20 protein-coding genes and 1 pseudogene are annotated in these 26,294 nt (G+C 45.5%); 10 read left to right on the top strand and 11 right to left on the bottom strand.

Annotation, left to right across the window (positions count from 1 at the left end):
* Both AC6RV6_RS03790 and AC6RV6_RS03785 read left to right on the top strand, forming a co-directional pair.
* The coding region (locus AC6RV6_RS03790; protein WP_500239007.1) for an FG-GAP repeat domain-containing protein at positions 1–932 on the top strand (932 nt) is incomplete at its 5' end.
* Between the two features lie 106 nt (positions 933–1,038).
* Entirely contained in the window at positions 1,039–1,194 is a 156-nt protein-coding gene (locus tag AC6RV6_RS03785) for a hypothetical protein (RefSeq protein WP_500239006.1), read from the top strand.
* Here AC6RV6_RS03785 and AC6RV6_RS03780 read toward each other — a convergent pair whose 3' ends face one another.
* Together AC6RV6_RS03780 and AC6RV6_RS03775 are read right to left on the bottom strand one after the other, a co-directional pair.
* Positions 1,195–1,491 carry a type II toxin-antitoxin system RelE/ParE family toxin gene (locus tag AC6RV6_RS03780; protein ID WP_500239004.1) on the bottom strand — a complete coding sequence of 99 codons (297 nt, stop codon included), beginning with the start codon at positions 1,489–1,491 and terminating at the stop codon, positions 1,195–1,197.
* Positions 1,479–1,664: a hypothetical protein gene (locus tag AC6RV6_RS03775; RefSeq protein ID WP_500239003.1), complete on the bottom strand. Its 186-nt coding sequence runs from the start codon at positions 1,662–1,664 to the stop codon at positions 1,479–1,481. The genes AC6RV6_RS03780 and AC6RV6_RS03775 overlap by 13 nt, the downstream gene beginning before the upstream one ends.
* Before the next feature lie 222 nt (positions 1,665–1,886).
* On the opposite strand from AC6RV6_RS03775, the pseudogene AC6RV6_RS03770 reads away from it, so the two are divergent.
* Positions 1,887–2,438: pseudogene (locus AC6RV6_RS03770) on the top strand (Uma2 family endonuclease).
* Positions 2,439–2,667: 229 nt separating this feature from the next.
* On the opposite strand, the gene AC6RV6_RS03765 reads toward AC6RV6_RS03770, so the two are convergent.
* Positions 2,668–3,798, bottom strand: coding sequence for a GGDEF domain-containing protein (locus AC6RV6_RS03765; RefSeq protein WP_500239002.1), 1,131 nt, complete (start codon positions 3,796–3,798; stop codon positions 2,668–2,670).
* A gap of 463 nt (positions 3,799–4,261) precedes the next feature.
* On the opposite strand from AC6RV6_RS03765, the gene AC6RV6_RS03760 reads away from it, so the two are divergent.
* Both AC6RV6_RS03760 and mutY read left to right on the top strand, forming a co-directional pair.
* On the top strand, positions 4,262–5,209 hold the full coding sequence (locus AC6RV6_RS03760; protein ID WP_500239001.1) for an RNA polymerase sigma factor, RpoD/SigA family: 948 nt from the start codon (positions 4,262–4,264) through the stop codon (positions 5,207–5,209).
* A 3-nt stretch (positions 5,210–5,212) separates the two neighbouring features.
* Positions 5,213–6,334 (top strand): A/G-specific adenine glycosylase, encoded by a 1,122-nt coding sequence (mutY, locus tag AC6RV6_RS03755; RefSeq protein ID WP_500239000.1) that lies wholly within the window; start codon positions 5,213–5,215, stop codon positions 6,332–6,334.
* Between the two features lie 155 nt (positions 6,335–6,489).
* On the opposite strand, the gene AC6RV6_RS03750 is transcribed toward mutY, so the two are convergent.
* From AC6RV6_RS03750 to AC6RV6_RS03740, 3 genes are all read right to left on the bottom strand, one after another.
* Positions 6,490–7,572, bottom strand: a complete 1,083-nt coding sequence (locus AC6RV6_RS03750; protein ID WP_500238999.1) for an ATP-dependent 6-phosphofructokinase — start codon at positions 7,570–7,572, stop codon at positions 6,490–6,492.
* Between the two features lie 147 nt (positions 7,573–7,719).
* Positions 7,720–12,717, bottom strand: a complete 4,998-nt coding sequence (locus AC6RV6_RS03745; protein WP_500238998.1) for a protein kinase domain-containing protein — start codon at positions 12,715–12,717, stop codon at positions 7,720–7,722.
* Positions 12,718–12,981: 264 nt separating this feature from the next.
* Complete coding sequence (locus tag AC6RV6_RS03740; RefSeq protein ID WP_500239332.1) at positions 12,982–14,532, bottom strand: dolichyl-phosphate-mannose--protein mannosyltransferase; 1,551 nt, start codon at positions 14,530–14,532, stop codon at positions 12,982–12,984.
* Positions 14,533–14,802: 270 nt separating this feature from the next.
* Between AC6RV6_RS03740 and thrC the strand changes: the two genes are divergently transcribed.
* Both thrC and AC6RV6_RS03730 read left to right on the top strand, forming a co-directional pair.
* Positions 14,803–16,119, top strand: coding sequence for a threonine synthase (thrC, locus tag AC6RV6_RS03735; protein ID WP_500238997.1), 1,317 nt, complete (start codon positions 14,803–14,805; stop codon positions 16,117–16,119).
* 100 nt (positions 16,120–16,219) lie between these two features.
* Positions 16,220–16,495 carry a MoaD/ThiS family protein gene (locus AC6RV6_RS03730; protein WP_500238996.1) on the top strand — a complete coding sequence of 92 codons (276 nt, stop codon included), beginning with the start codon at positions 16,220–16,222 and terminating at the stop codon, positions 16,493–16,495.
* A 122-nt stretch (positions 16,496–16,617) separates the two neighbouring features.
* On the opposite strand, the gene purQ is transcribed toward AC6RV6_RS03730, so the two are convergent.
* From purQ to AC6RV6_RS03715, 3 genes are all read right to left on the bottom strand, one after another.
* On the bottom strand, positions 16,618–17,301 hold the full coding sequence (gene purQ / locus AC6RV6_RS03725; RefSeq protein WP_500238994.1) for a phosphoribosylformylglycinamidine synthase subunit PurQ: 684 nt from the start codon (positions 17,299–17,301) through the stop codon (positions 16,618–16,620).
* Positions 17,302–17,340: 39 nt separating this feature from the next.
* Positions 17,341–20,202, bottom strand: coding sequence for a DUF3769 domain-containing protein (locus AC6RV6_RS03720; protein ID WP_500238993.1), 2,862 nt, complete (start codon positions 20,200–20,202; stop codon positions 17,341–17,343).
* Positions 20,203–20,391: 189 nt separating this feature from the next.
* Positions 20,392–20,508 (bottom strand): photosystem II reaction center protein I, encoded by a 117-nt coding sequence (locus tag AC6RV6_RS03715; protein ID WP_500238991.1) that lies wholly within the window; start codon positions 20,506–20,508, stop codon positions 20,392–20,394.
* Between the two features lie 102 nt (positions 20,509–20,610).
* Between AC6RV6_RS03715 and AC6RV6_RS03710 the strand changes: the two genes are divergently transcribed.
* Entirely contained in the window at positions 20,611–21,486 is an 876-nt protein-coding gene (locus AC6RV6_RS03710) for an SIMPL domain-containing protein (protein ID WP_500238990.1), read from the top strand.
* A gap of 161 nt (positions 21,487–21,647) precedes the next feature.
* On the top strand, positions 21,648–23,216 hold the full coding sequence (locus tag AC6RV6_RS03705) for a hypothetical protein (protein WP_500238988.1): 1,569 nt from the start codon (positions 21,648–21,650) through the stop codon (positions 23,214–23,216).
* A 1,058-nt stretch (positions 23,217–24,274) separates the two neighbouring features.
* Here the strand turns inward: AC6RV6_RS03705 and AC6RV6_RS03700 are convergent.
* The gene (locus AC6RV6_RS03700) at positions 24,275–24,958 is read right to left on the bottom strand and encodes a hypothetical protein (RefSeq protein ID WP_500238985.1); all 684 of its coding nucleotides are present in this window, start codon (positions 24,956–24,958) and stop codon (positions 24,275–24,277) included.
* Positions 24,959–25,390: 432 nt separating this feature from the next.
* Here AC6RV6_RS03700 and AC6RV6_RS03695 point away from each other — a divergent pair, with 432 nt between their 5' ends.
* Positions 25,391–25,792 carry a hypothetical protein gene (locus AC6RV6_RS03695; RefSeq protein WP_500238984.1) on the top strand — a complete coding sequence of 134 codons (402 nt, stop codon included), beginning with the start codon at positions 25,391–25,393 and terminating at the stop codon, positions 25,790–25,792.
* 68 nt (positions 25,793–25,860) lie between these two features.
* Here the strand turns inward: AC6RV6_RS03695 and AC6RV6_RS03690 are convergent.
* Positions 25,861–26,294 (bottom strand): hypothetical protein (locus AC6RV6_RS03690; protein WP_500238983.1); only part of this gene is annotated, 434 nt, incomplete at its 5' end.

Here is a 26,294-nt window from a genome sequence, read left to right as displayed (position 1 = left end):
TATGGCGACATCAACGATTGGGTCAAAATTCGATTTGGTTAATGGGAGGTCAAGATGGTCATACAGTTCTCAATAATGAGGTTATTTTTCCTGTAGAAGACCCTGATTGGAAGATTGTCGGAACGGGAGATTTCAACGGAGATGGAAAATCAGATATTCTATGGCGACATCAACGATTGGGTCAAAATTCGATTTGGTTAATGGGAGGTCAAGACGGTCATACAGTTCTCAATAATGAGGTTATTGTTCCTGTAGAAGATCCCGATTGGAAGATTGTCGGAACGGGAGATTTCAATGGAGATGGAAAATCAGATATTTTGTGGCGACATCAACGATTGGGTCAAAATTCGATTTGGTTAATGGGAGGTCAAGATGGTCATACAGTTCTTAATAATGAGGTTATTGTTCCTGTAGAAGATCCCGATTGGAAGATTGTTCCTCATCAAGATGAATCTGCACTAGAAGCATTTTTCCAATGGGCTAAAGCACAAACTCAACCTATCGATCGCTTAGATGAATGGGCTTACGATTGGGAAACGGCGGGACAATGCGTCAGTTTGATTGTTCGATATGTTCAAGAGGTATTTTTACCTGAAGACCAGAAAGAGGCTCATCTTGGTGGTTATAACCACGGTCATTTAACTGCTTCGACAGTAGCAAGTAAATTTCCAGAATATTTCGGGAGTTACACAACAACCGCTAGTTTAACATCTAATCCACCCAAACAAGGTGCAGTGATTTCTTTTGGTAAATACCCTCCTAAATTTGATGGAGAATATGGTCACGTTGGCATTGTCACAAGCTATAATCCTAGTACAAAAGAAGTCAAATACATTGATATTGGCTTAGGGCTGAGTGGAGGAATTGTTGCAGGTGAGCGTTCTATATTTGCAACAGATTATCGAATCAATGGTTGGACAAATCCAAAATAATTGATTTGGTGCAACAATTCAGGGCGCAAGCATTGCGCCCCTACGGTAAAATGATAGAATTGGGAGGTTTTGTCGGGGTCAAAAAAGATTTTGGGGTAGGGGCGTATTGCATACGCCCATTTACGATATCACCCCAATTTTATTCAATTTCCATCCTCACAATATCATCCAAAAATTGCCCAATATTATTCTCGTTCCGAGACATTATGCGATCGCATTTCCTCCTCAAAATTATTCCGAAAAGAAGTGCGATCGCGTCTAATTAATTAAATTCTGTTTGGTCTAATTGTCTTTTTCCATGAATGACAGCAACAATAGTTACAACATCATTTTCAAAACGATAGATAATTCGATAATTATCAGCAAATTTTTCTCGAATGAGAGGAGAATTAAATTCTGGAACAATGCGACCAGAAAGAGGAAATTGATTCAAATTTCGGGTAATGTCAATAATTTTCTGTACGATAGCGGAAGCATATATCGTAGAGTCACGGGCAATATACATCGCAATAGCTTCTACATCATCTAATGCTTTTTGAGACCAGTTTACTGAAGCCATTTACTCAATTTTTGCTCTACTTCTGCTTGAGATATTGTTCCTTCAGTTTCTACAGCTTCCAACCCTTGCTCAATTTTAGTAAGAACGTAAAGGTGATATTGAATTTCTTCAAAAGAGCAGTTATCTGGGAGTCGTTCGAGTAGAGAGCGGACGGTTTCTTTTGTTGTTGTCATAACATACTGACCAAAGAAAAACTTATTTCCATTTTAGCAGGCGATCGCATTTCCACCCTAATATCATCCCGAAAAAGCAATGCGATCGCTTTTTTAATCAATCATCATTAATCAACAAGGCGATCGCAATTATCGGGACAGGGTGCAAGCATTGCATCCTCTTCCCGTGGATTGGCTGTAACGATTTGCTATAATGTACTCAATGCAGGGTCAAATAGTATCATGATTGCCGTTCCCCACTACATCAGCCCCGAAGAATATCTAGAGCAGGAAAATAATAGTCAATACCGCCATGAATATCGCTATGGTTTAGCCTATTTAATGGCAGGAGGTACAGATAACCACGATCGCATTACCCTAAATCTACTGAGTCAAATTAATCTTCATTTAGGCAGTTAGAACTGCCGCTTTTACTCGGGTAACGTCAAGGTCAATGATGAAGATGACTTTTATTACTACCCAGATGCCTTTGTCACCTATGACGATCGCGACAAACAAGATCGCCAGATTAAACGCTACCCTAAACTTATTGTCGAAGTTCTCTCAAAGAGTACAAGGAAATTCGATCGAGACGATAAGTTCACAGACTACAAAAAAATTACTGCCCTAGAAGAATACATCCTCATCGAACAAGACAAACAACAAGTAGAGTGTCATCGTCGTCAGTCTGACAACACTTGGAAGACGGTCACCTATGGACTAAATGAACGGGTCATTTTCCCAAGTATTGATTTAGAGATTGCGATCGAACAACTTTATCAAGGTTTAGATTAGTTCCGACCGAATTCGCCCATTTCCGATATAACCCTCATTTCATTAATTTCTATCCTCAAAGTATCACCCAAAAATTGCCCAATATGATTCTCATTTTGAGATATTTCGCGATCGCATTTCCTCCTCAAGAGAAACCCGAGAAAGAGATGCGATTCTCGTTCCGAGACACTTCGCGATCGCATTTTCGTTATTTTCCGAAGTAAGAGGCGATACGCCACTCCCTCACCCGTTAATGCGGTCTTAACCCCGAAGAAACAATAATACGATCGCGTCCTTCTTGTTTGGCTTGATAGAGGGCGCGATCGGCAGATTTGAGCAACCCTTCAAAAGTGCTTCTCGTGGTTGGAATCAAACTGGAAATACCAACGCTCACCGTGACATAGCCCGATCGCGCTTTTTCGTGGGTAATTTGTAATTTTTTCAAGGATTTGCGAATATTCTTGGCGACGGTGACGGCTCCATAGGAAGGGGTACTCGGTAAAATCAGCGCAAACTCTTCACCACCGTAGCGAGAAACCAGATCCCCCGGTCGTTGGGCCGCCTCGGCCATCACTGCGGCTACCTTCTGTAGGCAATCATCTCCCGCCTGATGCCCATAAGTATCGTTATACATTTTGAAGCGATCGATATCGCATAAAATGAGCGAGAGTGGCTCTTCTTCTCGCATCATTCGCCGCCATTCTCGCTCTAAGGTTTCATCAAAACTACGACGATTGGCAATTTGGGTCAGTCCGTCAAAAGTCGCCAGCCGTTGTAGTACGGCTAGGGTTTGTTGGCGTTTGGTAATATCAATCCCGACGATAAAAGCCGCGCGATCGCGGTTGTACTTCTGGGCCACAATCAAATAATGGCGGGACGTGCCGCTAATTTTCGAGACAATTTCCCCAAAGCGATCGCGGACTGGACTTTTGAAAAAATCCCGGACAAAATTATTAAAATCCGATCCCGCCCCTAAAAAGCCAATATCCTGACCGATAAAATCATCGGGATCCAAGCCAAATAACTGAGCGAGATGATCGTTGACTCCCAAATAATTCAGATCTGCGCTGATCCACGACACCATCCCCGGAACGGCTGCTAAGACGGATTCGAGCTGATCTTTGGCTACCCGTAACGTTTCTCCCGCTTTGGCCAATCTCGTGGCATCCGCTAAAAGTCGTTCGTTTAAATTAAAGAGTGCCTCGGTTGTCACTTCCTGTTTTTGTGTTATGTTTGTAGTATCATGCTGTAACATAGAAAGAAACGGTTCGCGATCGCCCAACTCGAGAGCAGAGCATCGCGCTTCTAGAGCGGCATTGCGCCGACGGAGCACAACGATTTCTTCAATGAGTTGTTCCTTAGTTTTGTCTTCGTCTCTCATAAACTTTGCATTTTCTCCCCAAGAGAGATGATAAAGTCACACACCTTGTTCTATAAATCATAAAAAACTTGGAGGCGAATGCACTATCGACCCTTATTGTCGGGAATATTCTTTAGGTCGGGGTATTTCCGCGATCGCTCCCTTAGCCTGCCCTTTTCACCCATTTCTTTTCATAAATGTTACAATACTTAACATTGAGTTTGTCTCCATTGCCATCTCAATAACAGTCTCAAGAAAAATTCTCAGGACACTGAGAGCAAACCCAGAACAGCTTAGGAAAAAAGGGAGGAACTGTGATATGATGAAAAGTTCGCGACAATTTATTTTGACCTGTAATTTTGAGCTTCCCCAATAAGGAATGCAAAGAATTATAAATTTTAATGTCGAGAGGTCTCAGAAAACGCTTTCGAGAAACAATTGAGACAAAACTAGCTCGATGGCCATTGATTTCTACCCAACTGCCATGAAAACTGCAAAACATTCTACCGATCCCGTGCGGATCTACTTGCAAGAAATCGGTCGCGTTCCCTTACTGAGTCATGAGGAAGAAATCGTCTTGGCCAAGCGGATACAGAAAGCGATCGCCTTGCAAAAAATTCAACAAGAACAAGACGAAAAGGAACTGAACTTGGAGGAGTGGGCTAAAGCCGCTCAAGTGACGACCGCAGAATTACAGCGTATTCTGCAAGCTGGTGAAAAAGCAAAAAACAAAATGGTGGAGGCTAACCTGCGTTTGGTGGTTTCCGTGGCCAAAAAATATATCAAGCGCAATCTCGATTTGCTGGACTTGATTCAAGAAGGGACTATCGGGATGCAGCGCGGGGTAGAAAAATTCGACCCCACCAAAGGCTATCGCTTCTCCACCTACGCTTACTGGTGGATTCGTCAGGCCATTACCCGGGCGATCGCGGAAAAAAGCCGAACGATTCGCCTGCCCATTCACATCACCGAAAAACTGAATAAGATCAAAAAAGCCCAGCGCCAATTAACGCAAAAATTAGGTCGTGCAGCCACTATCGTTGAATTGGGGCAAGAATTAGATCTAACCCCCAAACAAGTGCGGGAGTTCTTAGAACGGGCGCGTCACCCCTTATCTTTGGATTTACGGGTAGGGGACAACCAAGACACCGAACTGGGGGAATTGCTCGAAGATGACGGACAATCCCCCGAAGAATTCGCCACCCACTCTTCCTTGCAATTAGACTTGGAAAAGTTAATGGTGGATCTGACTCCTCAACAGCGCGAAGTGATTGCCCTACGCTATGGTTTGCGAGACGGACAGCCGTTGACCTTGGCAAAAATCGGGACGCAACTCGGGATCAGTCGGGAACGAGTCCGACAGTTGGAACGAGAAGCCCTGAAAAAATTGCGCCAGCGTCGCGGTGCAGTACGTGAATACTTAGCGAGTTAAGGGATGGGCGATCGCCAACCTTTATCCAAGCTGACAGACTGGAAAACCGGTCTGTCAGTTTTGCCTGTGGAAGAATTGCAGCGATCGCTATTGATCTGGTATCGCCAACAAGGTCGAACGTTACCTTGGCGAGGAGAAAGGGATCCCTATAGAATTTGGATTTCAGAGATCATGCTGCAACAAACGCAGGTGAAAACGGTCATTCCCTACTATGAAAAATGGTTAAATGCTTTTCCCACTGTAGAAGTGTTAGCCACCGCCGACGGACAAACCGTTCTCAAAGTATGGGAAGGCTTGGGATATTACGCTCGAGGTCGCAATCTTCATAAAGCTGCCAAGCAAATTGTTGAAATCCATGAAGGTACTTTGCCTTGTTCTTTAGAAGCTATATTAAAGTTACCGGGAATTGGTCGAACGACGGCGGGAGGCATTCTCAGTGCAGCGTTTAACCAACCTATCTCGATTTTAGATGGGAATGTCAAACGGGTTCTTGCTCGTTTGAGTGCTTTACCCCGACCGACAGCAAAAGCGACCAAGGTGTTATGGTCATTGTCCGATCGCCTTCTCGATCGCGCCAATCCTCGAGATTTCAATCAAGCCATCATGGATTTGGGTGCGATCATCTGCACGCCCAAGAAACCTACCTGTCTCCTTTGTCCGTGGCAACAACAATGTCAAGCCTATTTACAAGGACTTCAATCTCAATTACCCATGAAAGAACCAGCCAAACCTTTACCGCACAAAAACATTGGTGTCGCCGTAATTCGTGACGAGAAGGGAAATATTCTCATCGATCGCCGTTTGGAGGAAGGATTGTTAGGGGGTCTGTGGGAGTTTCCGGGAGGGAAAATCGAGACTGGTGAGACCGTTGAAGACTGTATTAAACGAGAAATTTTAGAAGAATTGGGAATTGAGATCGAAGTAGGAGAACATTTAATCACCCTCGATCATGCCTATACTCATTTTCGGATTACCCTTCACGTTCATTATTGTCGCTACTTAGGAGGAGAACCGAAAGCGATCGAATGTCAAGAAATCCGTTGGGTAACATTGGCTGAAATTGACCAATTTCCTTTTCCAAAAGCCAATACTCGAATTATTGAAACATTACGGAAAAATACCTGATTTTCTACATCCCAATAATCCTTGTTGACTTTTTTTCAACAGAGTCTTCGCGCTCAACGCCTTATTCTCTCCACTTTATCGCTCTTTTGTCACCCCACAAACTATCCCGATCTTTTTGTCCCGTACTGAGAGGGCGGGTATGTCCCGCCTCATGATTAATCCCCCAAACAAATCCCCAAACCGCGAGCGGTTTTCACAAGAGTGTCTTCAGTATTTACAGTTCTGTAGTCTTTAATGGCTTCTGCGATGGGAACATTAATCACTTGAGAATCCTGCCACGTAACCATTAAATCCTCCTTACCGTTAGCGATTAAATCCACCGCCGCAATACCAAAAGACGAAGCTAAAATGCGATCGATCGCAGAAGGACGACCTCCCCGTTGGATGTGACCCAAGACTGTGACGCGGGTTTCTGCTCCCGTACATTTGGCAATACTATCGGCAACATATTGACCGATTCCGCCTAAACGACATTCGCCAAATTGTTGTAGTTTCTCGAGGGTATCTCCGTCGGCGGTACAGACCGCTTCTGAAACGACCACGATGGAGAAATTTAAACCCGCATCTTGACGATCGCGAATTTTCTGACAAACCTTATCGAGATGATAGGGAATTTCAGGAATGAGAATAACTTGAGCTCCTCCCGCAATTCCCGCACGCAGAGCAATATGTCCGGCATCCCGTCCCATTACTTCTAGTACCATGACGCGATCGTGACTGGCGGCGGTAAAATGCAAGCGATCGAGGGCTTCTGTGGCAATATCTACTGCCGTGCTAAAGCCAATGGAAAGTTCCGTATGACCCACATCATTATCGATGGTTTTGGGAATGCCGATGAGCTTGATATTGCCTTGTTGGGCAATGCGACGCAAAATCGCCAAACTGCCATCCCCACCAATACCGATCAAGGCTTCTAGCCCCAATTGATGATAGCCTTCAATAATTTCTTCCGAACGATCTTTGAGACTCCCGTCCGACATGGGAAAGGCAAAAGGATTGCCTTTATTGGTGGTACCGAGAATTGTTCCACCTTGGGTGAGCAAAGAATCGACTTTGTGCAGCTTGAGGGGCATTACCACGGGAGGACGGCTTAATAAACCCATCGTCGCGCCTTTAATTCCCAGCACTTCCCAGCCATATTTTCCGACAGCGCGGTTCACTACGGCTCGAATGACAGCGTTTAATCCAGCACAATCGCCACCACTGGTAAGAATGCCAATACGTTTGGGTTCTCCCATTTCCTGTTCCTCGTAAATCTTCAACCAAAAGCAGATCTTAACTATTTTTTTGTTTTCCCAATGACACGATCTAGATTGGGATTGAGGGTTGTCTTAGCTGTATTGTCGAGGAGCGATCGCGCCTTTGGCAATTTTATGGGATTGATTTTAGATTTCGCCACTTTCCCATTCCTGTAAGACTTTGGCAATTTCTGAACGGCCTTGTTGCTGGGCAAATTCCCAAGCGGTCAAACCTTCAGCATTTTTTAAATTTGGGTTTGCTTTGTTTTGTAGAAAGAGTTCGACTAACGGCAGTTGATTGGTGGCGATCGCCCAATGTAAAGGGGTACCGCGATCGCGACTGAAGGCATCGATATCCGCGCCGGCATTGAGGAGGAATGCGGCAATCCGGGGACTTTGCACCCAATGCAAGGGGGTGCGATGGTATTCATCACGGATGTTCGCATCGGCACCTTGGGTTAATAATGCCCTAACAATATCGGCGATACTCTTCCCCGAGGCAATATGTAGGGGAGTCACCCGTCCGGAAATTTGGACGGACTCGGCTTTCACGCCGCGATCGAGGAGCAGTTGGGCAATTTCAAAGCGATCGCCCACTAAAGCACATTGCAATAGAGAAATCCGCTTGGCTTCCCCCAAGGAGGAAAGAACTTCTCGCTTAACCCCAACATTTGGGTTGCCACCGCGATAGAGATAAGCGCGGACGATGGCAGGATCGCGACAGAGATTCGGAGGGGTAATGCCAACAGAACTGGGCAGACTCCATTTAAAAGCACTCAAGGCGATCGTCGCAACCAATAAGGCAGTTCTCCCATCGCGACCGATACTCCTCCATAACTTTTGTAGGAGGGTGGAAGGACGAGGGAAAGATGAAGGGTGCAGGAAAAAAGTAGCCAGACGAGATAAAGAAAAAGGTCGCTTCCTCGGGATATCTTGTTTCGCGATGTCGTCGGGCTGCTTGTCCTTGCGTTCTCGTTGAGAGTCCCACAGTTGTTTGATGGCGATCGCCCCAAGGACAGCCAGCAGAATTCCGCAAACCAGCCCGGGATTCAGCCAGTGTCGGGCGATCGCAGCTTCCAATCTCGTCCCCGCCCAACTGATGAGGAGTAAGACCGCGATCGCAGGCAAGTGTCCCCATTTATACTTCAATCGCCGAACGGAATTTAAACCGGGCAGAATCGAGATGGGATCGCGAACGAATAATCCCGCGATCGCCCCCATTGTCATCAAGCCAACTCCGATTCCCAGCCCCGCACTGGCTAAAGGAATCCAACTGATGGAAGCATTCACCGCCGCGGCGGCCACCAATATCCCTACCCCGAATAAAGACCCCAATTGCAGGCTGGGATTGCCAATTTCACGACTGAGATAATAGCCCGCGATAAAGGTCGCAGCACCCGAGGCAAGCAAAATAGTATTCAAGTCCCCCACGGTCAAAATTTCTGTCGCTAAGGCCATTCCCGACCAAGCTAAGAGAAAGAGAACTCCCCCATAACTCCAAGGCAAAGGCTGAGATCCCGAGGTCATTTCCGCATCGGTTCGAGGTGCATCGGGTAAGGTGACTGCTGGGGGAACGTGCAACCATAAAAACGCATCGAGGTAGGGTTTTGCCCCTTCATTCCATGCTGCTGTCTTGCGTGCTGCTAACTGCCAATCTAAGGCCCATACTTTACAATCCCCATCCTGACTGGCAGAGATCATATAGCGACTGTCGGCACTCAGTCGAGCGATCGCGATCGCATCCCGATGTCCTTCAAAAACGAAGGTACATTCTCCGCTCAAAACATTCCACACTCTTAAGGTACCGTCTTCGCTACCCGAGAGAAGAATATTGCCGTCTGCACTAAAGTCTACGGTGGTAATGGCTCCTTCGTGACCCGGTAAAACCCGCAGGCAGCGACCCACCGCGATCGCCCACAAAGAAACGGCCCGACTTCCCGCCGATGCCCCATAATGACCGTCTGGACTCAAGCAAATGCCCTGTAAACTTTCTCCTTCGGTGACAATATCTTGCAAGCATTCCACTGTTGCGACCTGCCAATATTTCCATCGTCCCGCCGCCCCATTCGCGATCGCTCCCAGTTGCCAACTCTTCTCGGTATTGGCCGAACCCGTTTCACAGGATAAAAGATAGCGCCCGTCCGGACTGAAACCAACGGAAGAAACGGGGGTTTGATGACCTTGCCAGCGACGCAGCAAGCGTTGGCTGCTGATGTCCCACAAGCGGAGTTCGCCATTGCTAAAGCCAGCGATCGCATAGTTGCCATCGGGACTGAAACTGACAGCTAGAGGGGTGCTGCCATTGCTGGAAAAGCGCGAGAGGCATTGACCTTTGACCATGTCCCAAATCTGCACGCTGCCTCCATCTCCTCCGGCCAAGAGATAGCCTCCGTCCGGACTCAAATCCAGCGCCATCGCACTGCCCAAGGCAGCATTTTGACAAGTTAGGTGAATGTCTCCTGTCTTCGGATGCCACACTTGTATGGTTTTATCATTACTGGCCGTGGCGACCCATTCTCCTGAAGGGGAAATGGCGATCGCGTTGACGCAGTCGCGATGAGGATTGACGGTTAAAATTTCTCGCGCCCCTCTCAAGAAGGTGCGGGGCAAGTAAGCATAAAGACTTCCCCAGAGAAATAGCCCTCGTTCTTCCCATTCGTATCCCGGCAGCGATCGCGCCTGTTGCAAGCATTCTAAGGCCGCCAGATAATTTTCTGCTTCCATCAGCAGGGTTCCCCGTGCTAATTCCTGTTCGTAGAGTTCTTCAACGGAGAGCAGATCTACTCCCTGCTGAGTTTGACACAAGCGCAAGGGGGCAGTGGGGGCGGAGGAATAGCAATTCACCTGCCATAATTTCGTTCCTTCGTCTCCTCCACTCAAGGCATAACGTCCGTCGGGGGCGATCGCAAGGGTGGTAATGACTTCGGAGGTCTCAAAAGTTCGCAAGCATCTTCCCGTTTCCACGCACCACAATTGCAAATCCTCTCCCCCGCTTAAGGCATAGCGTCCGTCCGCACTAATGGCAAGGGCGTGAATCCCAGAGCGATCCGTTGCGATCGTGCGGAGAATGCGCCCGGTAGAGAGAGACAACAATTGCAGATTGCCATCTTCCGTTGCAGCCAGACAAAAACGCCCATTGGCAAAAAGGCAAATTGCCGCGACGCGGCCGAGATTGTCAAATTGGCGCAACGGTTTGCCTTCGCTTAAATTCCATAATCGAGGACGGGACTCGATTGATAAGCCGTAACGCTGCGAAGGATTGAGGTGCAAGGGCGTGCCATCGTGCAAGCAAGTGTAGAGGTTCTTTTGCGTGGCGACTTCTTGCAACGTTACAGCGATCGCCCCTCGGTACAAAATATAACGACCGTCTTCACTAAAAATCTCATTGCGGGATGAAGTAGAAGATTGAACCTCTCCCTCAATTTCCCTCCCCTCTTTTCTCTTCGACTTTGGCTTTCCTGTTGCTTCTCGCTGGGGAGGATTTCCAACCCAAAATACCGTTCCCAAATCTTCTGAAGGATTGCGCGGCACATCTAAAGCGGCTAATACTTCGGGAAACTCGGCCAATTGAGTGTCAAGCGTATTTTTCGGAGCTTCCCAATGGTCGATATTCTCAAAGGTACACAAACATTTGCCGATCATCAAACTCCACAATTGGAGGAGGAGACCGAAGTTTCCCCGAGACAGGGAAATAATGTAACGATTGTCTGGGGTAATGGCAATGGAGAGAATTTCTCCTTGGCAATCTCCAGCGAAGATATGACTCTGACTGGTTTTAAAATCCCACAATTCTAGGGTGCCATCTTGTTTGCCGGATAAGCCATAACGTCCGTCGGCGCTAAAACAGACTGTGTTAACGGGTTTGGGACGAGTTGCTGTCGGTTGTTTGCCCGGAAGGTTAACTCGCCGATATTTGGATTCGGGGAGGCGAGCCCGGGCGAGGGCGAGGACATTGGCATTATCCGATCGCGCAGTTCTCTCGGGCAAGGATGAAAAGGCGGAGATCGCGGCTTGGCAATCGTCTCGCTCTAAATGCACCCAGCCGAGGAGATAGGGGGTGAGTTCATCTTGAGGATCGAGGGATTTTTTCAACGCACGAAGCAATCCTTCATCGCTGGTCTGTCGCGATCGCCACAACAGTAAACCCCAGTTATAAGTCGATTCGGGATGATTGGGATGGATGCGTCTCGCTTCTTCCCAATAATGTGCCGCCTCTTGCTTGCGTCCCAAGTCGATGAGGGCAACGGCGCGGTTGTTGAGAATATCGGCGCGATATTTGCCCATATCGGGTTCTGTGCGGGGATAAACCGTTCCGAAATTTTCCTGATAAATCTGGATTAATTTATCAGTACAAAAGCGAAAATCCGTCGGACGATAATGTTCCCGGTCTTGCCAGCAATGATGCAGTAATTCGGCGATCGCGGCGGGCAAGGGAGGGATATCTCTCCTAGTTTGAGTTTGTCCGTACCGCTCTAAGGCTTCTCGGGCTTGAGTTCCCGTTTGCCAAGTGCGTTTCCCTTGAAACATTTCTAAAATTGTCAGCCCCCAACTCCACAGATCGCTGCTCGGACTGTAGCGGTTGTCTGACAATTGTTCTGGAGCAGCATAAGGAGGAGAAGCCGAACGTAAGTTAGCCCAGCCAAAATCCGTAACTTTGGCAATGCCTCCGTCGGCGATGAGAATATTTTCCGGTTTGAAGTGGGCATGAATCGTGCCGCGCTCTCGGGCGTACTGCAATCCCCAAGCAGATTGAATGGCAATATCGAGAATGCGCTTGAGGGCGGCATTGCGATCGCCGCGATACAAGCGATCGCTCTCGAGCCAATCTCTTAAACTTCCGCCTTCGACATATTCCGAGGCGATCGCCAACTCGTTTTCGATGGGGCGGGTATAGTAACAACTGACGATATGAGGATGCAGCGCTAGGTTAACCCACGCTTCGAGTTCTCCTTCGCATCTTTGCCGTCCTCCCCAAGTCGCGATCGATTCTGGCAATAAGGCTTTGAGCGCAATATTTACTGCCCATGATTTATGTTGGGCGAGGTAGACTGGTGCTAATCCTCCCCGATCTAGGGTCTTCTCGATTGCGTACAGGTCTAGAAGGGTCGTGCCGACCTTCCAATGGTTGGAAACCCGAGCCTGCATATTTTCCTCGTCCGTATAGTTATTCCAGAGCGTCTTTTGATTTTAACGCAAGTTGTGGAATCTTTTCGCAAGAACAATTTTTACACGATCGATTGTTGGTAATTAATAGTTGAAAAATGAGAATTAAAGTGATTTGTTGGGGGCTTGTTTTTGTTTTATTTCCTTGGGAGAATTTATTTTTTGGGTTGGGAGTTCCTGCGCTGTTATCATTCCTCCTCAAAATGGGCTGTCGATCTTGAGAAAACGCGGATTTAAAAATAATGATTAAACCCAATTATCAAATAACATTCGCAGCTTATACTCTTCTGTAGAAAGCGGGAGTCCGAGATAAATAGGTAACCAAAAGATGAAGGCAAGAATAACTAAAATAATCAGAACGAGACCAATTTGTCGAGCAACATATTGGGGAGAATGCAGCCAATTATCAACGATCCATGCTCCTGCTAAAATAGCAAATACTGATGCTCCCATGTAATGATAAAGAAAGGTACATCGCGTTATTTTTAGCCAAGGGAGTAAATTTGCGCCGTAATTGCACGCTAAAAATAACATTAGCCAAATACTCGGTGAAATTGGAGATCGCCAAAACTTCCCTTGCCATAAATTTAGAACTAAAAACAAACTAAGACTGGCGATCGCAAGGGTAGAAAACCACCACAAGATCGGGTTTCCCATGGCATGAACGTCATAGACGATCTCTCCGACTCCATTTGGTAAAGGTGGATAAGCCGGAATCATTTCTTCAACATTCCGCACTTTTTGATAAAAATAGGCAATGGGTCGTCCCATAATCAACCAACTATACCAAGAAGAACAATAAGGGTGAACTTCTGGACCACTGCCAATTTTTTGATGAAAAGAAAAAATATCTTGCTGCATTTGCCAGAATCCGGGTTTGGGATTCAACAAAAGATGGGGAACCCATGTCAAACAATAAGAAAAAATGGGAATACATCCCAAATACCAAATAATATGCAGTAAATTAAGAGAGGTTAAATGGGTTAAAGGAAGCTGTTTTGCTCTACCATTGCCAATTTGATTTGCAGGTTGCACGATCGCGATCGCCCATGCCAAAAACCAAAGCAAATAAATTCCCAATAAAAAGCCCAGTCCATTCCATTTTATCCCTGCTGATAAACCAAAAAAGATACCGGCTAAAATGAGTAGTTGCCAGCGAGGACGACGATCTCGGAAAAAGTCACTAACGCGATCGCTAACCAAGCGAAGTAAGCGAAACCGACTCCCTTGATAACTCCGCAAGCGCCGAATTTTACGCTGTTTGGGTTGAGGATATGCTTGCAAGGCGAGTAAAATCAATAACTGTCCCAATAATCCAAAAAGGACTAAATAAATATTATTTAATCCGTAACGAGATTCAACGAGAAATAATCCGTCCAAAGCGGCAAATAAGGCGGCGATCGCACCGTAACTGCGGCGATGGGTCAGATGATAGGCGATCGCGCCAATAACTACGGGAATGAATGAACCTGTCAGCGCATTTAACCAACGATAACTAAATGTCGTTCGTAAAGATCCAGTTAAAGTGTTATTAATCTCTTGTCCGAAAGGTAAATGAGAGCCGAACCAAATTCCCACGGCAAGAATGAGTTGACTTAAAGGGGGATGGGTATTGTAGACGGTTTCGCCAAGTAAGTAGCGATTGGCGAACACCGGATAGTACACCTCATCAAAAACTAATGTATTGAATTGTCCCAACCGCCAAAACCGCAACCCCAAAGACAGCAAGAAAATTCCCGCCAAAGCGAGTTTAAACCAAGGAAATGAGCGTAAAACGGGTCGGCGATCGCGATTCACAGGATGGGCTGAATTAAGGAGGTTTTTGAGCAGGATGAGAGGATTTTTCGGATTGTTGAGCAAAATTGATCTTTCATACTTTATCCTTCATCGATCGAGATGAACAGGATGACAGGATAGACAAGTTTTTTTTCGGGAAGATGAGAACATCTCTTGGTTGAAATTTCCCTCTCCATTTTAATCCCGACTAAATTAGTCGGGTATGTTTGACAGGGTTTCCCGGTCTGTGTTAGATTTTTTTCAATTCGTAGATGGAAGGAGAAAATCCCAATGACTCAGGCGATCGCCACCGAAACCCAAAATCCCGGCCAAAGTTCCTCAGCAACTTTTACAAAGCTGGTTTCTAAGGAAGGAGGCTATGAATACGACTTACTGCCCATTAATATTTGCGAAAACACCTTCGCACCCTTAGAAGTTCAATATGATTACGATGCCATTCGTCGCCAAGTCAGTCGGGAAAGTATTGCCGCCGGACCCAATTCGATCTGGCGCTACCGTCCTTTCCTTCCCGTAGCGACGGATAATGTCATTGATGTGGGAACGGGGATGACTCCCTTGGTGCGATCGACTCGTTTGGCACGCCGTCTGGGTCTAAAAAATCTTTATATTAAAAATGATGCGGTGAATATGCCGACCCTCAGTTTCAAAGATAGAGTGGTTTCGGTAGCATTAACCCGTGCTAGAGAATTAGGATTTACCACAGTTTCCTGTGCTAGTACTGGAAACTTAGCGAACTCTACGGCTGCGATCGCGGCTCATGCCGGTCTTGAGTGTTGCGTGTTCATTCCTTCGGATCTCGAAGCGGGTAAAATTTTAGGGACTTTGATTTACAATCCCACGGTAATGGCTGTGAAGGGCAATTACGATCAAGTCAACCGTCTCTGTTCTGAAGTAGCTAATACAAAAGGATGGGGTTTTGTGAATATTAATCTTCGTCCTTACTATTCTGAAGGATCGAAAACTCTCGCTTTTGAGGTTGCCGAACAATTAGGCTGGAAGTTACCGGATCACATTGTTGCTCCTCTTGCTTCTGGTTCTCTCTACACCAAGATTTATAAAGGCTTCCAAGAATTTATTAAAGTCGGCTTAGTGGAAGATAAACCCGTCCGTTGCAGTGGAGCCCAAGCAGAAGGTTGTTCTCCGATCGCGCAAGCCTTTAAAGAAGGTCGAGATTTTATCTCTCCCGTTAAACCCAACACGGTTGCAAAATCGATCGCGATCGGCAATCCTGCCGATGGAGTTTACGCCCTCGAGCAAGCACGGAAAACCAACGGTAACATTGAATCTGTCACGGATCCGGAAATTATTGAAGGGATGAAACTGTTGGCAGAAACTGAAGGAATTTTCACAGAAACGGCGGGAGGAACGACTATTGCTGTTCTGAAAAAATTAGCAGAAGCAGGTAAAATCGATCCTGAAGAAACAACAGTAGTTTATATTACTGGAAATGGCTTGAAAACACAGGAAGCCGTTCAAGGTTATATCGGCGAACCCCTCACAATTGATGCCAAACTCGATAGTTTTGAGCGGGCTTGGGAACGGGCGCAAACTTTGGATCGCGTGGACTGGCAACAAGTTTTAGTCTAAGCTAAAACTTTGAGCGGGAAGGGCGGATGCGATCGCATTATTCTCTTCCTGATTCCCCATTACCATTACCTATTACCCATTACTCATTACCCAAGAAAAAATGGCTGTTAAAGTATTAATTCCAACTCCTTTGCAAAAATTCACCAACAACGAGGCCACCATTGAGGCCAATGGTGGCAATATTACTGAGTTGATTGATAGGTTAGAAACAAGTTTTCCCGGTATTAAGGCAAGGATTTGCGATGAGTCGGGAAAACCCCGCCGTTTTATTAATTTTTACGTGAATAGTGAAGATATTCGCTTCATGGATAATGAAAATACATCGTTGAGTGATGGAGATGAAGTAAGTATTGTTCCTGCTGTTGCAGGGGGTTAAAATTTTTCAATGAGATAAGGACGAGTTGAGGAGAACATTGCTCGTTCTTATCTGATGATAATAGCCATTTGGCAATTGATCGTACTGAAAAGCTAACAACGACTCAGCCAGTAGTGGAAGCATTACGTCCCTATTAATCCCTGAAAAAGATGAATGCCATCAGTTGCCCCTAAAACTGGATCTGAAGCTCTTTCTGGGTGAGGCATAATGCCCAAAATATTCCCTTGTTCGTTAATAATCCCGGCAATATTATGTAGCGAACCATTAGGATTATACTCCTTGCTTGTATTTCCAGAAGAACTCGCATAACGAAACAGGATGCAGCCATTATTTTCTAATGTTTTTAGCGTCTCGGGTTCGGCATAATAGCGTCCTTCGCCGTGAGCAATGGGAAAATTAACGACGGGTTGAGAATTATAATTTTTTGTCCAAGGAAGATCGGTGCGTTCCACTGTTAAGGAAACGCGATCGCAAATAAAATGTAAATTGCGATTGCGAATTAAAGCACCGGGTAAAAGTCCCACTTCCGTTAAAACTTGAAAGCCATTACAAATTCCGAGGATATATTTTCCTTTTTTAGCGTGTTCTAAAACACTGTTGATGACGGGAGAAAAACGAGCGATCGCACCACAGCGCAAATAGTCGCCATAACTAAATCCTCCCGGAATAATCACCACGTCGAGATCGTTAATATCTGTTTCTTGATGCCAAACCATACGGGTAGGTTGCTGGAGAAGATCGCCTGTAACATAAGCCACATCGCGATCGCAATTCGAGCCGGGGAAAACAATAATACCGAATTTCATTTTATTAGTTATTAGTTATTAGTTGTTTACTGTTCACTGTTAATACGGTTCGGAATAGCCACCCCATGTAAAATCACCAATACGAATCTGCACGGCACCCAACTCAAAAACGGGATTGTAACGAAGTTGAATGCTATAGGTGCGGCGACTGTATTCGAGGAAATAATCGGTACTGATCTCGCGACCCGTATCTAAATTTAACGAACTTTGAAACCCGACGCGAAACGGTCCATAAATTTGTTGCGTAATGCCATAGGATAAAACTCGCTGATCGGCAATGCGATCGAAAAGGAAGGGTGAAAGATTAGCGATCGCGGCTTGAGAATAAGCAACGCGCCAGCCGGTATAGTCAAAGAAATCATCGGAAAAATGCCCGAATTGACCCTGCAAACCCACGGTTCCTTGAATGGATTGTTGAGTATCTCCACTGCTGTAAAATCCAGAAATGGCGGTAATTCCCGTGGTGACTTGGACAAAAGGACGCAGAGGAACGGGAGTATAGCGCATCCCTTCTTCTGGGGTTGGGGGTAGAGGATCTCCCTGCCAGAGATAGAAATTATATCCGAGGACGGCAGCCCCTTGAATGCGAGTGAGAGTAATACGGTTGTTTTCGCGATCGGCTGCTAATAAGTCAGCACGATCGGTATCCGCTTCAATCACTTGAATTCCGGCTTGATAGCGTAGATTGACGTTGCTATCTCCCAAAACCAGTTGTGGGGAAGTCAAAATCGCACCATAGCTGGTTTGTACGGTTTGAAAACCCAAGGAGCCATTAAAAAGGCGATCGCGATAGCTAAACTCTCCGGTCAAAAGGTGAGGTCTGCCCAAGTCGCCGATCTTATGTTCCAAGCGGACGCTCCCTCGCAAGTTATCTTCAACATTACTTAAATCCAAACTGCTGAGACTGCCAAAAACTCGTAATTGCGTGCGGCGATCGAAATCGGCAGTTAAATCTGTTCGCAGCCCAAAGGATTTAGGTGAGAAAAACCCTTCTTCTAATGCCGCTCGTTGCAGCAAATATTGAGGGGAAATCGACCAGCGCAAATTCGGTGTTCGGATGATGCCAAACCCACGCTCGATAAAGAGTCCGCCGCGATCGATGTCGTCAATGCCGATGGCAAACAGTCCATCGCGATCCGGCCTGCGATCTAAGAGGATGCGATCCTGAAACAGGGGCAGGGAAAAGCCTTGGTCGAAAACAACGCGAGAATTAGTGGTAAGAATTTCATCCTGAAGCGGATTGAGAGTGTTAAATTCGGCGGTGTCGGCGCGAATTTCTAACTCGGGAGGGGAAAAAGGATCGTTGGTAAAACTGACATTGGTTGCCCGCCATCCGTCACTGTCGAACTCGACATAATCGGCACGAAATCGCAATTGATTGACCTGTCCTCGCGTGCCGGTAGTAGGAAAGGGCAAACCGTCAGCACTGACGCTAGTTCCAATGGTAAACTCTAATCCTTCTTCTTGGCGGATGTCTTGAATGGGTTGTTGGCGAATGAGCCGATCGCTTAACGGGCGATCGGGGGTCACTTCATTGGCGATCGCCCCCGAGAAGGAAAAGGGATCGAAATCTCGAGAGGTGGTGGGTTGATAGATTTCTCCCGATGCCTGTTCCATCGTGCCGGTATCTTGGACTAATTGATACTCGAAGACTTCCCCTCGCAAGACCTGATCGCCGCGTCTGAGGGCAACGTTGCCTTCTGCTCTCATAAAGCGGTTGGGGAGGTTAATTCGCACGCGATCGGCAGTGACGACGGATTTGGCAAAGCGTACCTCTACATCCCCTTCTGCATAAGCTACTTTTTGATTTTCGTCGTATTCTTGGCGATCGGCGTTAATTTCTAAGAGTCCGGTGGGAGGAGGGGAAACATCGGTTTCCGGCTCTGCCTCTTCCGGAGTCGCGGCAGGTGTGATGTCTTCTGAATCTGAGGATGGTGTTTCTGGGCGATCGTCTAACTCAAATTCTCGTATTTCTCCACCTCGTTCTTGAACGATAAGATTAGTGAGTTTTTCTTCTTGCAACCCCCCTACGCCTTCACTCGTCCACTGCAAGCGAATTTTTTCTGTGGTGCTGGGTTTGGGATCGGCCGCCGCAAAATAGGCAGCATTCGAGGCAAATGTTACTGCATCATCGGCGATCGCATCCGGTGCGGGAAAACTAAACTGAGCATCAGTTATCCCCATTGAGGGCAAATAACCCAGAGACATAGGTTGCCCGAGTTCTGAAGAGTCGATAAATTCTTCTGGCTCAAAACGTTCTGGGAAAGTGGGTTGAGCTATGGCGATGGCCTCGGTATTCTCTAAAACTGTTGCATTTAAAGGGGAGGCAACGATTGCTCGGTCGTTGGAACTGGTTGCGGAAGTGGTTTTATCTGAGGCAGGAAGGGGCGGAATTTCCGGGGTGAACATGGAAGGTGAAGTTATGTCCGTATGCGGGTCTATAACTTCAGGAATACTTCTATCTTGTGGATGTTCCCGGAAATCGCTTTCTCGAACGGCTTCGAGTATATTATCCCATTGGTCGCGTTGGGGTTTGGTTGCGAGGCGAAACTGCTCTAAATCTCGTTCTAAATTTTCCAGTAGGGGGGTTTTTGCGTTACCCGATCTGACCGTAGCAGAGGAAAAAGAATTTTGCTCGAACTCAGTATCGAGCAATTCATTATTCTCAAAAGAGGATGAGAATTCAAGCAGAGTGGGAAAAGCAAATTCTGGCGCAAAATTCTCTGGATGTGGCGGAGAATCTTCTAGGAGAGAAAATTTCTGGGGCTGGGGAATAATCTCTGAGTCGAGAGACGCAATGTCGCGATCGGGGTGGGCTTTCAGAGATTTTTGAATGGCCTCCGAAGCGGAGGAAGAAATAACGGGAGGCGCAGGTTTAAAGGGCGGAACGAAGTGCGGCATTTTGTCTCTAAATCGAGATCGGTGGAATTGCTAGTGTACAAGTCCGATCCCAGTCCTGTAAATCTTTGCAAATAGAACGGGATGAGAGAAAATTCTCAGAAAATAGAAAGGGACGAGAGAAAATTCCCGTCCCTCGATTTTCAATACTCGAGTATTAGTTAAGTCTCAATCGGCGATCGCAGACTCTATTTACTCCATATTGCGACGGCTGGGAGCCCGAGAAGGGTCGCCAGATAAGAAACCGAAAACAAAGAGGCTCACGAAAAAGGTGACAACCAGAGAAACGACGATTTTAAGAGTTACCATTTGCTGCTCCTAATTTTAAAAAAGTTCAAAAATATTACAATTATAGGGACGAATTACACTAAGCCACTCGAAGCTGAGGGAATGCCCGTGAATTGTTAACAAATGTTATTGTACAAGATTTTGTTACAAAAACAGCAACACTTTGGCTTAGCTTCGTACCAACAGGCAATAGTGGGAAAAGAGAAAAAACTTTGTTTAGGAGATACTCAACAAATGGTTTTAAAGTTCATATCGACTGGGCGAGATACCTACTACCGCGCTCTACGATCGCGTTCTCTCATCTTTGCTCTTGCCCTTGCCAGTCTTTTCATTCCCCTCAGTGCTGAGGCTCAAGAGCAATTATTACGCACCCTAACGGTGACGGGAACGGGGATCGAGAAAATTCCCACCACTTTGACCCAAGTGAATTTGGGGGTGGAAATTCAAGCCGAAACTGCCACTCAAGCCCAACAAGAAATCGCCCGACGCACCACGGATATTGTTAAGTTATTGCGATCGCGCAATGTGGAGCAATTGCAAACTACGGGTATTCGTCTCAACCCCCGCTATAATAACCGACGCACTTCTCAAGGGAACGAATCGGTATTAACTGGCTATATTGGCTCGAATACGGTCAGTTTTCGCGTGGCAACTGACCGGGCAGGAAATATTATTGATGAGGCGGTTCGGGTCGGGGCAACCCGCATTAATGGAGTCAATTTTACGGCAGAAGAGAGCGCCATTGAAGCCGCTCGACAGCAGGCCCTCGTGAAAGCAACCGAAAATGCTCGCGAACAAGCCGACATTGTTCTCGATGCCCTGAATTTGAATCCACAGGAAGTGGTCAGCGTTCAAATTGGTCATGCGATCGCGCCGGTTTTGACCCGAGGCAATGTCTTGTTTGGCAGAGAGGAAGCGATTTCCCAGCAACCCGATTCTCCGGTGATTGGCGGGGAACAAACCGTCAGAGCTTCCGTGACTTTACAGATTCGCTATTAACCCTCGCCAGTCCTTATTCTTTAAATTGCGATCGTCTAATCGTCATAATCGCTGACAGCACTGGGATCGATATCTCGCTTTGAACCTATTTACTGTGTTATGCTTTTATTCATAGGCTCTCTGGAGTGCGGCACACCATAAATTGAGTAAAAATTGAGTAAATGAGTAACAACGCTATCGTAGGCTTTACGCCTATTTGGGAAGGACTAATCACCGATGGCAGTTTTCAGCCAGTCGAACTGCTTAAGCGAGTAAACAAGGATTTAGACACCAAGTGGAAAACGGCTAAACCAAAGCCTAAGTACATCGCTAAGCTGAAACCTGTAAACGGTACAGTTGCATTGCAATTCACCGACCCCACGAGGGAACGATCGCGATCGCCTAAAGGTATTGATTGCAAACTTACTAACGACGGGGTGCTAGAAGCGGCTGAAAAAGCTAATTTAGTCACTCAGGCTATACAAACTGGTTCTTTTTCTTGGGACTGGTTTGAATCGGTTATTCAGAAAAAAACACTCACTACCAAGGAAAAGGAGCGGCTAAAAGAACAGAAGGAAAAAGAGGAAGAGAATAAGCCTGTAGGGGAATTATTTGCAGCATACAAAAAGCATTGGTTTGATGAGGACAAGCGGAGTAATTCCCCGATGAAAAATCCGATTGGGTGTTGGTATGCTTTTTATCGAAATTTGGACAAAGCATTTTTAGATTGCGATAACACACTAAGCAAGTCATTAATCATTGAATGTATAGAAAAAACATCAAAAGACTCACAAAGCAGGGATTATACTCTGCTTGGTTTAACAAGGTTTTTACAATGGATCGATAAAAAAGATGAATACGAAAAGGTAATCGAAAAATACAAAAAAGAAAATAAGCCAGTCAAACAAAGTAAATATATTCCCAATGACAGCGAGATTGAACGTATTTTTGATAATGGGTTTTGTATTAATACAAAACATCGAAAAAGATACGAAAAAAACTTTTCACAATGGCAGTTTCTTTATAGCTTATTAGCTGTTTATGGACTGCGTATCCATGAAGCATGGAACATCGCAAACTGGGATAAACCAGTTGTTCTGGGTGAGGGTGACTGGGTTGAGATAGAAGATTGGAGCGAGGAAACAAAAAATATTCAAACAACAAAAAAGACGGTTATCCCTGCTATTCTCGATCCAAATAATAAGAATAAATTCTTAGCGATTAAACACAATACAAAAACGGGATACCGTTTGGCAGCGCCATTGTCTCCAAATGGTAAAAACTGGTTTGAACTATTCGGATTGAATCAGCCGATAAATTTGCCAACTATCAAGGACGCATTAAAAAATGTGGCACAAGGAAAGGGGGGGTATAAGTGCGCTAAACATACTTGTGCTTTTTTCAAAAGTCACGAATTTGGTTTTACTCCTCACGCTTTACGTCACGCCTACAACCATCGCGGTCATGGAATGGGAATTAATCCTAGTGTCTTGTCTCAGTCTTTAGGTCATTCTATTCTGATGAATACTACGACTTATCACGATACAATGCCCGTTGAAAGGAAGATAGATAATATGGTTTCTGCCTTGGAAAAGGTTAAAAATGAACAGTCTGAAACCGAAAAACTAAAGGAAGAAAACGAACGACTGAAAACAAAAGTAGTTCAACTAGAAACAGCGATACAGTTCAAGGACGAGGAAATAGAGCGGTTGCGAACTGAGTTACAGATGATGAAGGCTGTACAGGGCTGAGTCACACAACCGTCACATAACGAGGGTATAGTTTTAGGCTGTGCTTTTTTTTTTAGAGGAAACGATACCGAGTAAGGTTAGACTCGTTAGAGGGCAAAATAAGCCCCTATGGGGTAACGAGAGGGTAGGGGTTACAGAGTGGTTCTCGACAAATCAACACGAATATAAGCCAGAGCGTTTTTATCTCGAGGCGATCGCGTGCTTGAAGTAACGCTGGGTAACGAATAACGAAACCTTAAAGGTCTCGCAAACTTACCTCACGATTATTGGGAGAAGAGAGAAAGGCGATCGCGTAACTGTTCGTCGGGAATGTTTCCCCCCGCACCCCCTTTCTTAAACCCGTCCTATCGGAACGTTTCCTACTCCACCTAGAACGCTCTACGACGAGCGATAACGACTTTAGGTAGTCTGATACTCGGTAACGCGATTACATCGTTTCTAGAGAGTCGCTACAACGCTTATATATCGATGGATTCATAATGTGAGGTTAACGCAAACATACTACATACTACATAAAATTAATTCGTTTGTATCGGTTAATTAGTATTAGGAAAAGTTGATGAGCTTAATCAGTTTGATGAAATGTGACTGAAATCACAATCCTTATATATCAAGGGGTCTAGAAGCATTCTCGACAAATCAACATGGGTCGCTAAGCGAGTTACTGATAGAAACTAACGGAATTGTAGAGACTAAACGAAACCGCGATGCGGATTGATTATTACCCCTTACCCCATCCCTTGAGAGAACAAGTTAGCGCCGCTAGTCCTTGCGTCAAGGTCAAGCTCTGTTGATTTCATCAAACCTTGACTCAATGCCGTCGCAACGCTTTCTTTCTCTTTTTGGAAGGGATGGGAGAGGGGGAATGTCTGTGCTTTTGCCCTGTCGGGGAAATTATTAATTCGTTAATCGCGACGAGGCGATAGTGTGTGTATATTTCTGGGAGAGCCTTAGAGGCTCTAGAGCCTCTAAGGCTCTTTTCAAAAAATACAAAGGGTACAGCAAAAAAAAAGGCGTAGCCCCGTGACTACAACCCCTTGCGAGAATTATCTGACCGATTAGTTAGCGGGTCTGAGTAGTTCCCAACCCTCGCTAACGGAAGCTCTGCACTGTGTACCGAACAGACCGTCTACTAAATAATATGTTTGTTGATAGTGAGCGAAAGAGTCGTCAAATTGATACAAATTGTACTCAAAGGAAGGTGCTATCTTCTCTGTAATCAAAAGGTGTTTTAGTTGATGATATTCGGTCAAGCTGTCTCTCCAACTGTCAAGGAAATTACGCCCAATATGTTCAGCGATAGGGATAGTTAGCCGTTTCGGGTCTGCGTTATCAGTCATAAACAGACAGCGATCGCTAACGTTGTCGGTGACTGTCCAGAAACGCCCCTTAGCGGATTCTTCCGATAGGAACTGAAAGAACTCTGCAAAGGTCGCTTTTCCTAACCCCGGTATATTCGTCTCGAATGGTTGTGACATCGGCTTACCTGAAATATTCTCTGTCTCCAAGATAAGGCGAAAAAGTTCGCGATCGCTTACACCTAGTCGGTCAAGTAAAAATCGCTTAACCCAAAAGGAAATATAGGAACGGTCGTACCGAATTAATATCATTTCGTTTCTGTACGGCTTCTTGTCGAGATACCCTCGATCCATTAGCATCTCCCGCTTAGGCTGTAACGGTCGGTTCGGTAAGTCGATTTCAGACCAGTGAACTATCTTTCTCTTGTTTTCGTTTTCCGGCATAATAAAAACGCCCTCCTGTTGGTGGTATCAATGGGGGTGGAAGTCGTCCTAGATGGGTGTTGGTAGCACTCGCCTAGGGCGCGTTGATTTGAATGAAATTAAAGCATGATTGGGTTATTCTATCGATCGGTTTGTGAAGAAAGGTTTCGAGGGCTAGAAACCCTCATTCTTTCGTTGGTTAGGGATAGTGTGTATCTATTCTGAGAATTGAATTAATTAAATTAGTTTAATTAGTTTAATTCTCAGAAAATACAAAGGGTACAGCCCCAAAGCCTTTTCACAGAAAGATTTAACCTGTTTTTACTAACGATAAAGAGAATAAATGTCCCATATTTTAAAAGCGACACAAGTTTAGTTTTACTTATAACTTATTGACCGGTTAAATTAAACTATTTACTATAAAAATACAAACGAGGAAAGGGACTGTTGATCATGTCTAGCGATAACGAAACGGTAACTATTGAAAAGGACTTTTATGATGCGTCTATCGGTGAAATGTTTAAGATGAAACTCGCGGCAAAGTTTGCCTATATCGAGGACGATGACGATTACTGGGATGCGATCGTAGAGTTTTACGAGGAAAATCCCGACCTTTGCGAGATTGACTTAGAGTCAGGCAAGTGGAAAGTTCGGAGCGGTCACTACTTGAACGAAAATGAGGGAGTCCCTCCAAGTTTAGATAACTGTTTTGACCACATCGTTAACTATTACTTTGAACAAAAGGAGGCTGAAAAAAGCTGTAACGAACTCTTCGGGGAAGAGGACGAGGAAAGGGAAGAGGACAGGAAAAAAACTATTGCGCGCCTAGAGAAACAGTTAGAAATCGGCGCTTAATCTGGCGACAAACCGAACGAATGGAGGGGTGTTTCTCCCCTCCATTTTTTGTATCTCACATTTTGAAACTACTGTTCTGTAGGACTTTCAAAGAGTCGCCATGTTTCCTCAGGTGTAGTCTTCGAGGGGTCAAATTCAGCTACTAATTTTTGTTTATTCGAGTGCTTGGGTAACAGTTTCACCAAGCCTTTTAAACTGTCGGCTATGAGGTTTTTAGCTTCTTTCAGGTCAATCCCTTTTAGTTCCCCCCTAATAGGTTTACTTGCTTTTTTTAATCCTAGAGGAAGCATAGCCCACGTCTTGAGCAAGTAGTCAGATGGATGTTCACTTTGTAGTTTCCACAGAGAAGACTCATCTACCTGTTTTACGAAATAATGGGTAAATTCTCGAAAGTTGTTATCGGTGTTGTAAATCGTTCGATTATGGATGTCTAAGGGGGGTTTAATGGTCTCTCTCGCTACTTTGCTCATTGCTCCGTAAATCGAATCAATTAGGTACTTTG

Source organism: Spirulina sp. LEGE 11439, assembly GCF_059821285.1.
The sequence above is the reverse complement of the archived record's forward strand: the minus strand, read 5'-3'. Positions and strand labels throughout refer to the sequence as shown.

Bases quoted from the DNA above. Each gene is read 5' to 3' on its own strand.
- thrC (WP_500238997.1), top strand. From the start codon at position 14,803: ATGACTCAGGCGATCGCCACCGAAACCCAAAATCCCGGCCAAAGTTCC.
- AC6RV6_RS03760 (WP_500239001.1), top strand. From the start codon at position 4,262: ATGAAAACTGCAAAACATTCTACCGATCCCGTGCGGATCTACTTGCAA.
- mutY (WP_500239000.1), top strand. From the start codon at position 5,213: ATGGGCGATCGCCAACCTTTATCCAAGCTGACAGACTGGAAAACCGGT.
- AC6RV6_RS03710 (WP_500238990.1), top strand. From the start codon at position 20,611: ATGTTATTGTACAAGATTTTGTTACAAAAACAGCAACACTTTGGCTTA.
- AC6RV6_RS03750 (WP_500238999.1), bottom strand. From the start codon at position 7,572: ATGGGAGAACCCAAACGTATTGGCATTCTTACCAGTGGTGGCGATTGT.
- AC6RV6_RS03775 (WP_500239003.1), bottom strand. From the start codon at position 1,664: ATGACAACAACAAAAGAAACCGTCCGCTCTCTACTCGAACGACTCCCA.
- AC6RV6_RS03720 (WP_500238993.1), bottom strand. From the start codon at position 20,202: ATGCCGCACTTCGTTCCGCCCTTTAAACCTGCGCCTCCCGTTATTTCT.
- AC6RV6_RS03700 (WP_500238985.1), bottom strand. From the start codon at position 24,958: ATGCCGGAAAACGAAAACAAGAGAAAGATAGTTCACTGGTCTGAAATC.
- AC6RV6_RS03695 (WP_500238984.1), top strand. From the start codon at position 25,391: ATGTCTAGCGATAACGAAACGGTAACTATTGAAAAGGACTTTTATGAT.
- AC6RV6_RS03745 (WP_500238998.1), bottom strand. From the start codon at position 12,717: ATGCAGGCTCGGGTTTCCAACCATTGGAAGGTCGGCACGACCCTTCTA.
- AC6RV6_RS03780 (WP_500239004.1), bottom strand. From the start codon at position 1,491: ATGGCTTCAGTAAACTGGTCTCAAAAAGCATTAGATGATGTAGAAGCT.
- AC6RV6_RS03705 (WP_500238988.1), top strand. From the start codon at position 21,648: ATGAGTAACAACGCTATCGTAGGCTTTACGCCTATTTGGGAAGGACTA.
- AC6RV6_RS03730 (WP_500238996.1), top strand. From the start codon at position 16,220: ATGGCTGTTAAAGTATTAATTCCAACTCCTTTGCAAAAATTCACCAAC.
- AC6RV6_RS03765 (WP_500239002.1), bottom strand. From the start codon at position 3,798: ATGAGAGACGAAGACAAAACTAAGGAACAACTCATTGAAGAAATCGTT.
- AC6RV6_RS03715 (WP_500238991.1), bottom strand. From the start codon at position 20,508: ATGGTAACTCTTAAAATCGTCGTTTCTCTGGTTGTCACCTTTTTCGTG.
- purQ (WP_500238994.1), bottom strand. From the start codon at position 17,301: ATGAAATTCGGTATTATTGTTTTCCCCGGCTCGAATTGCGATCGCGAT.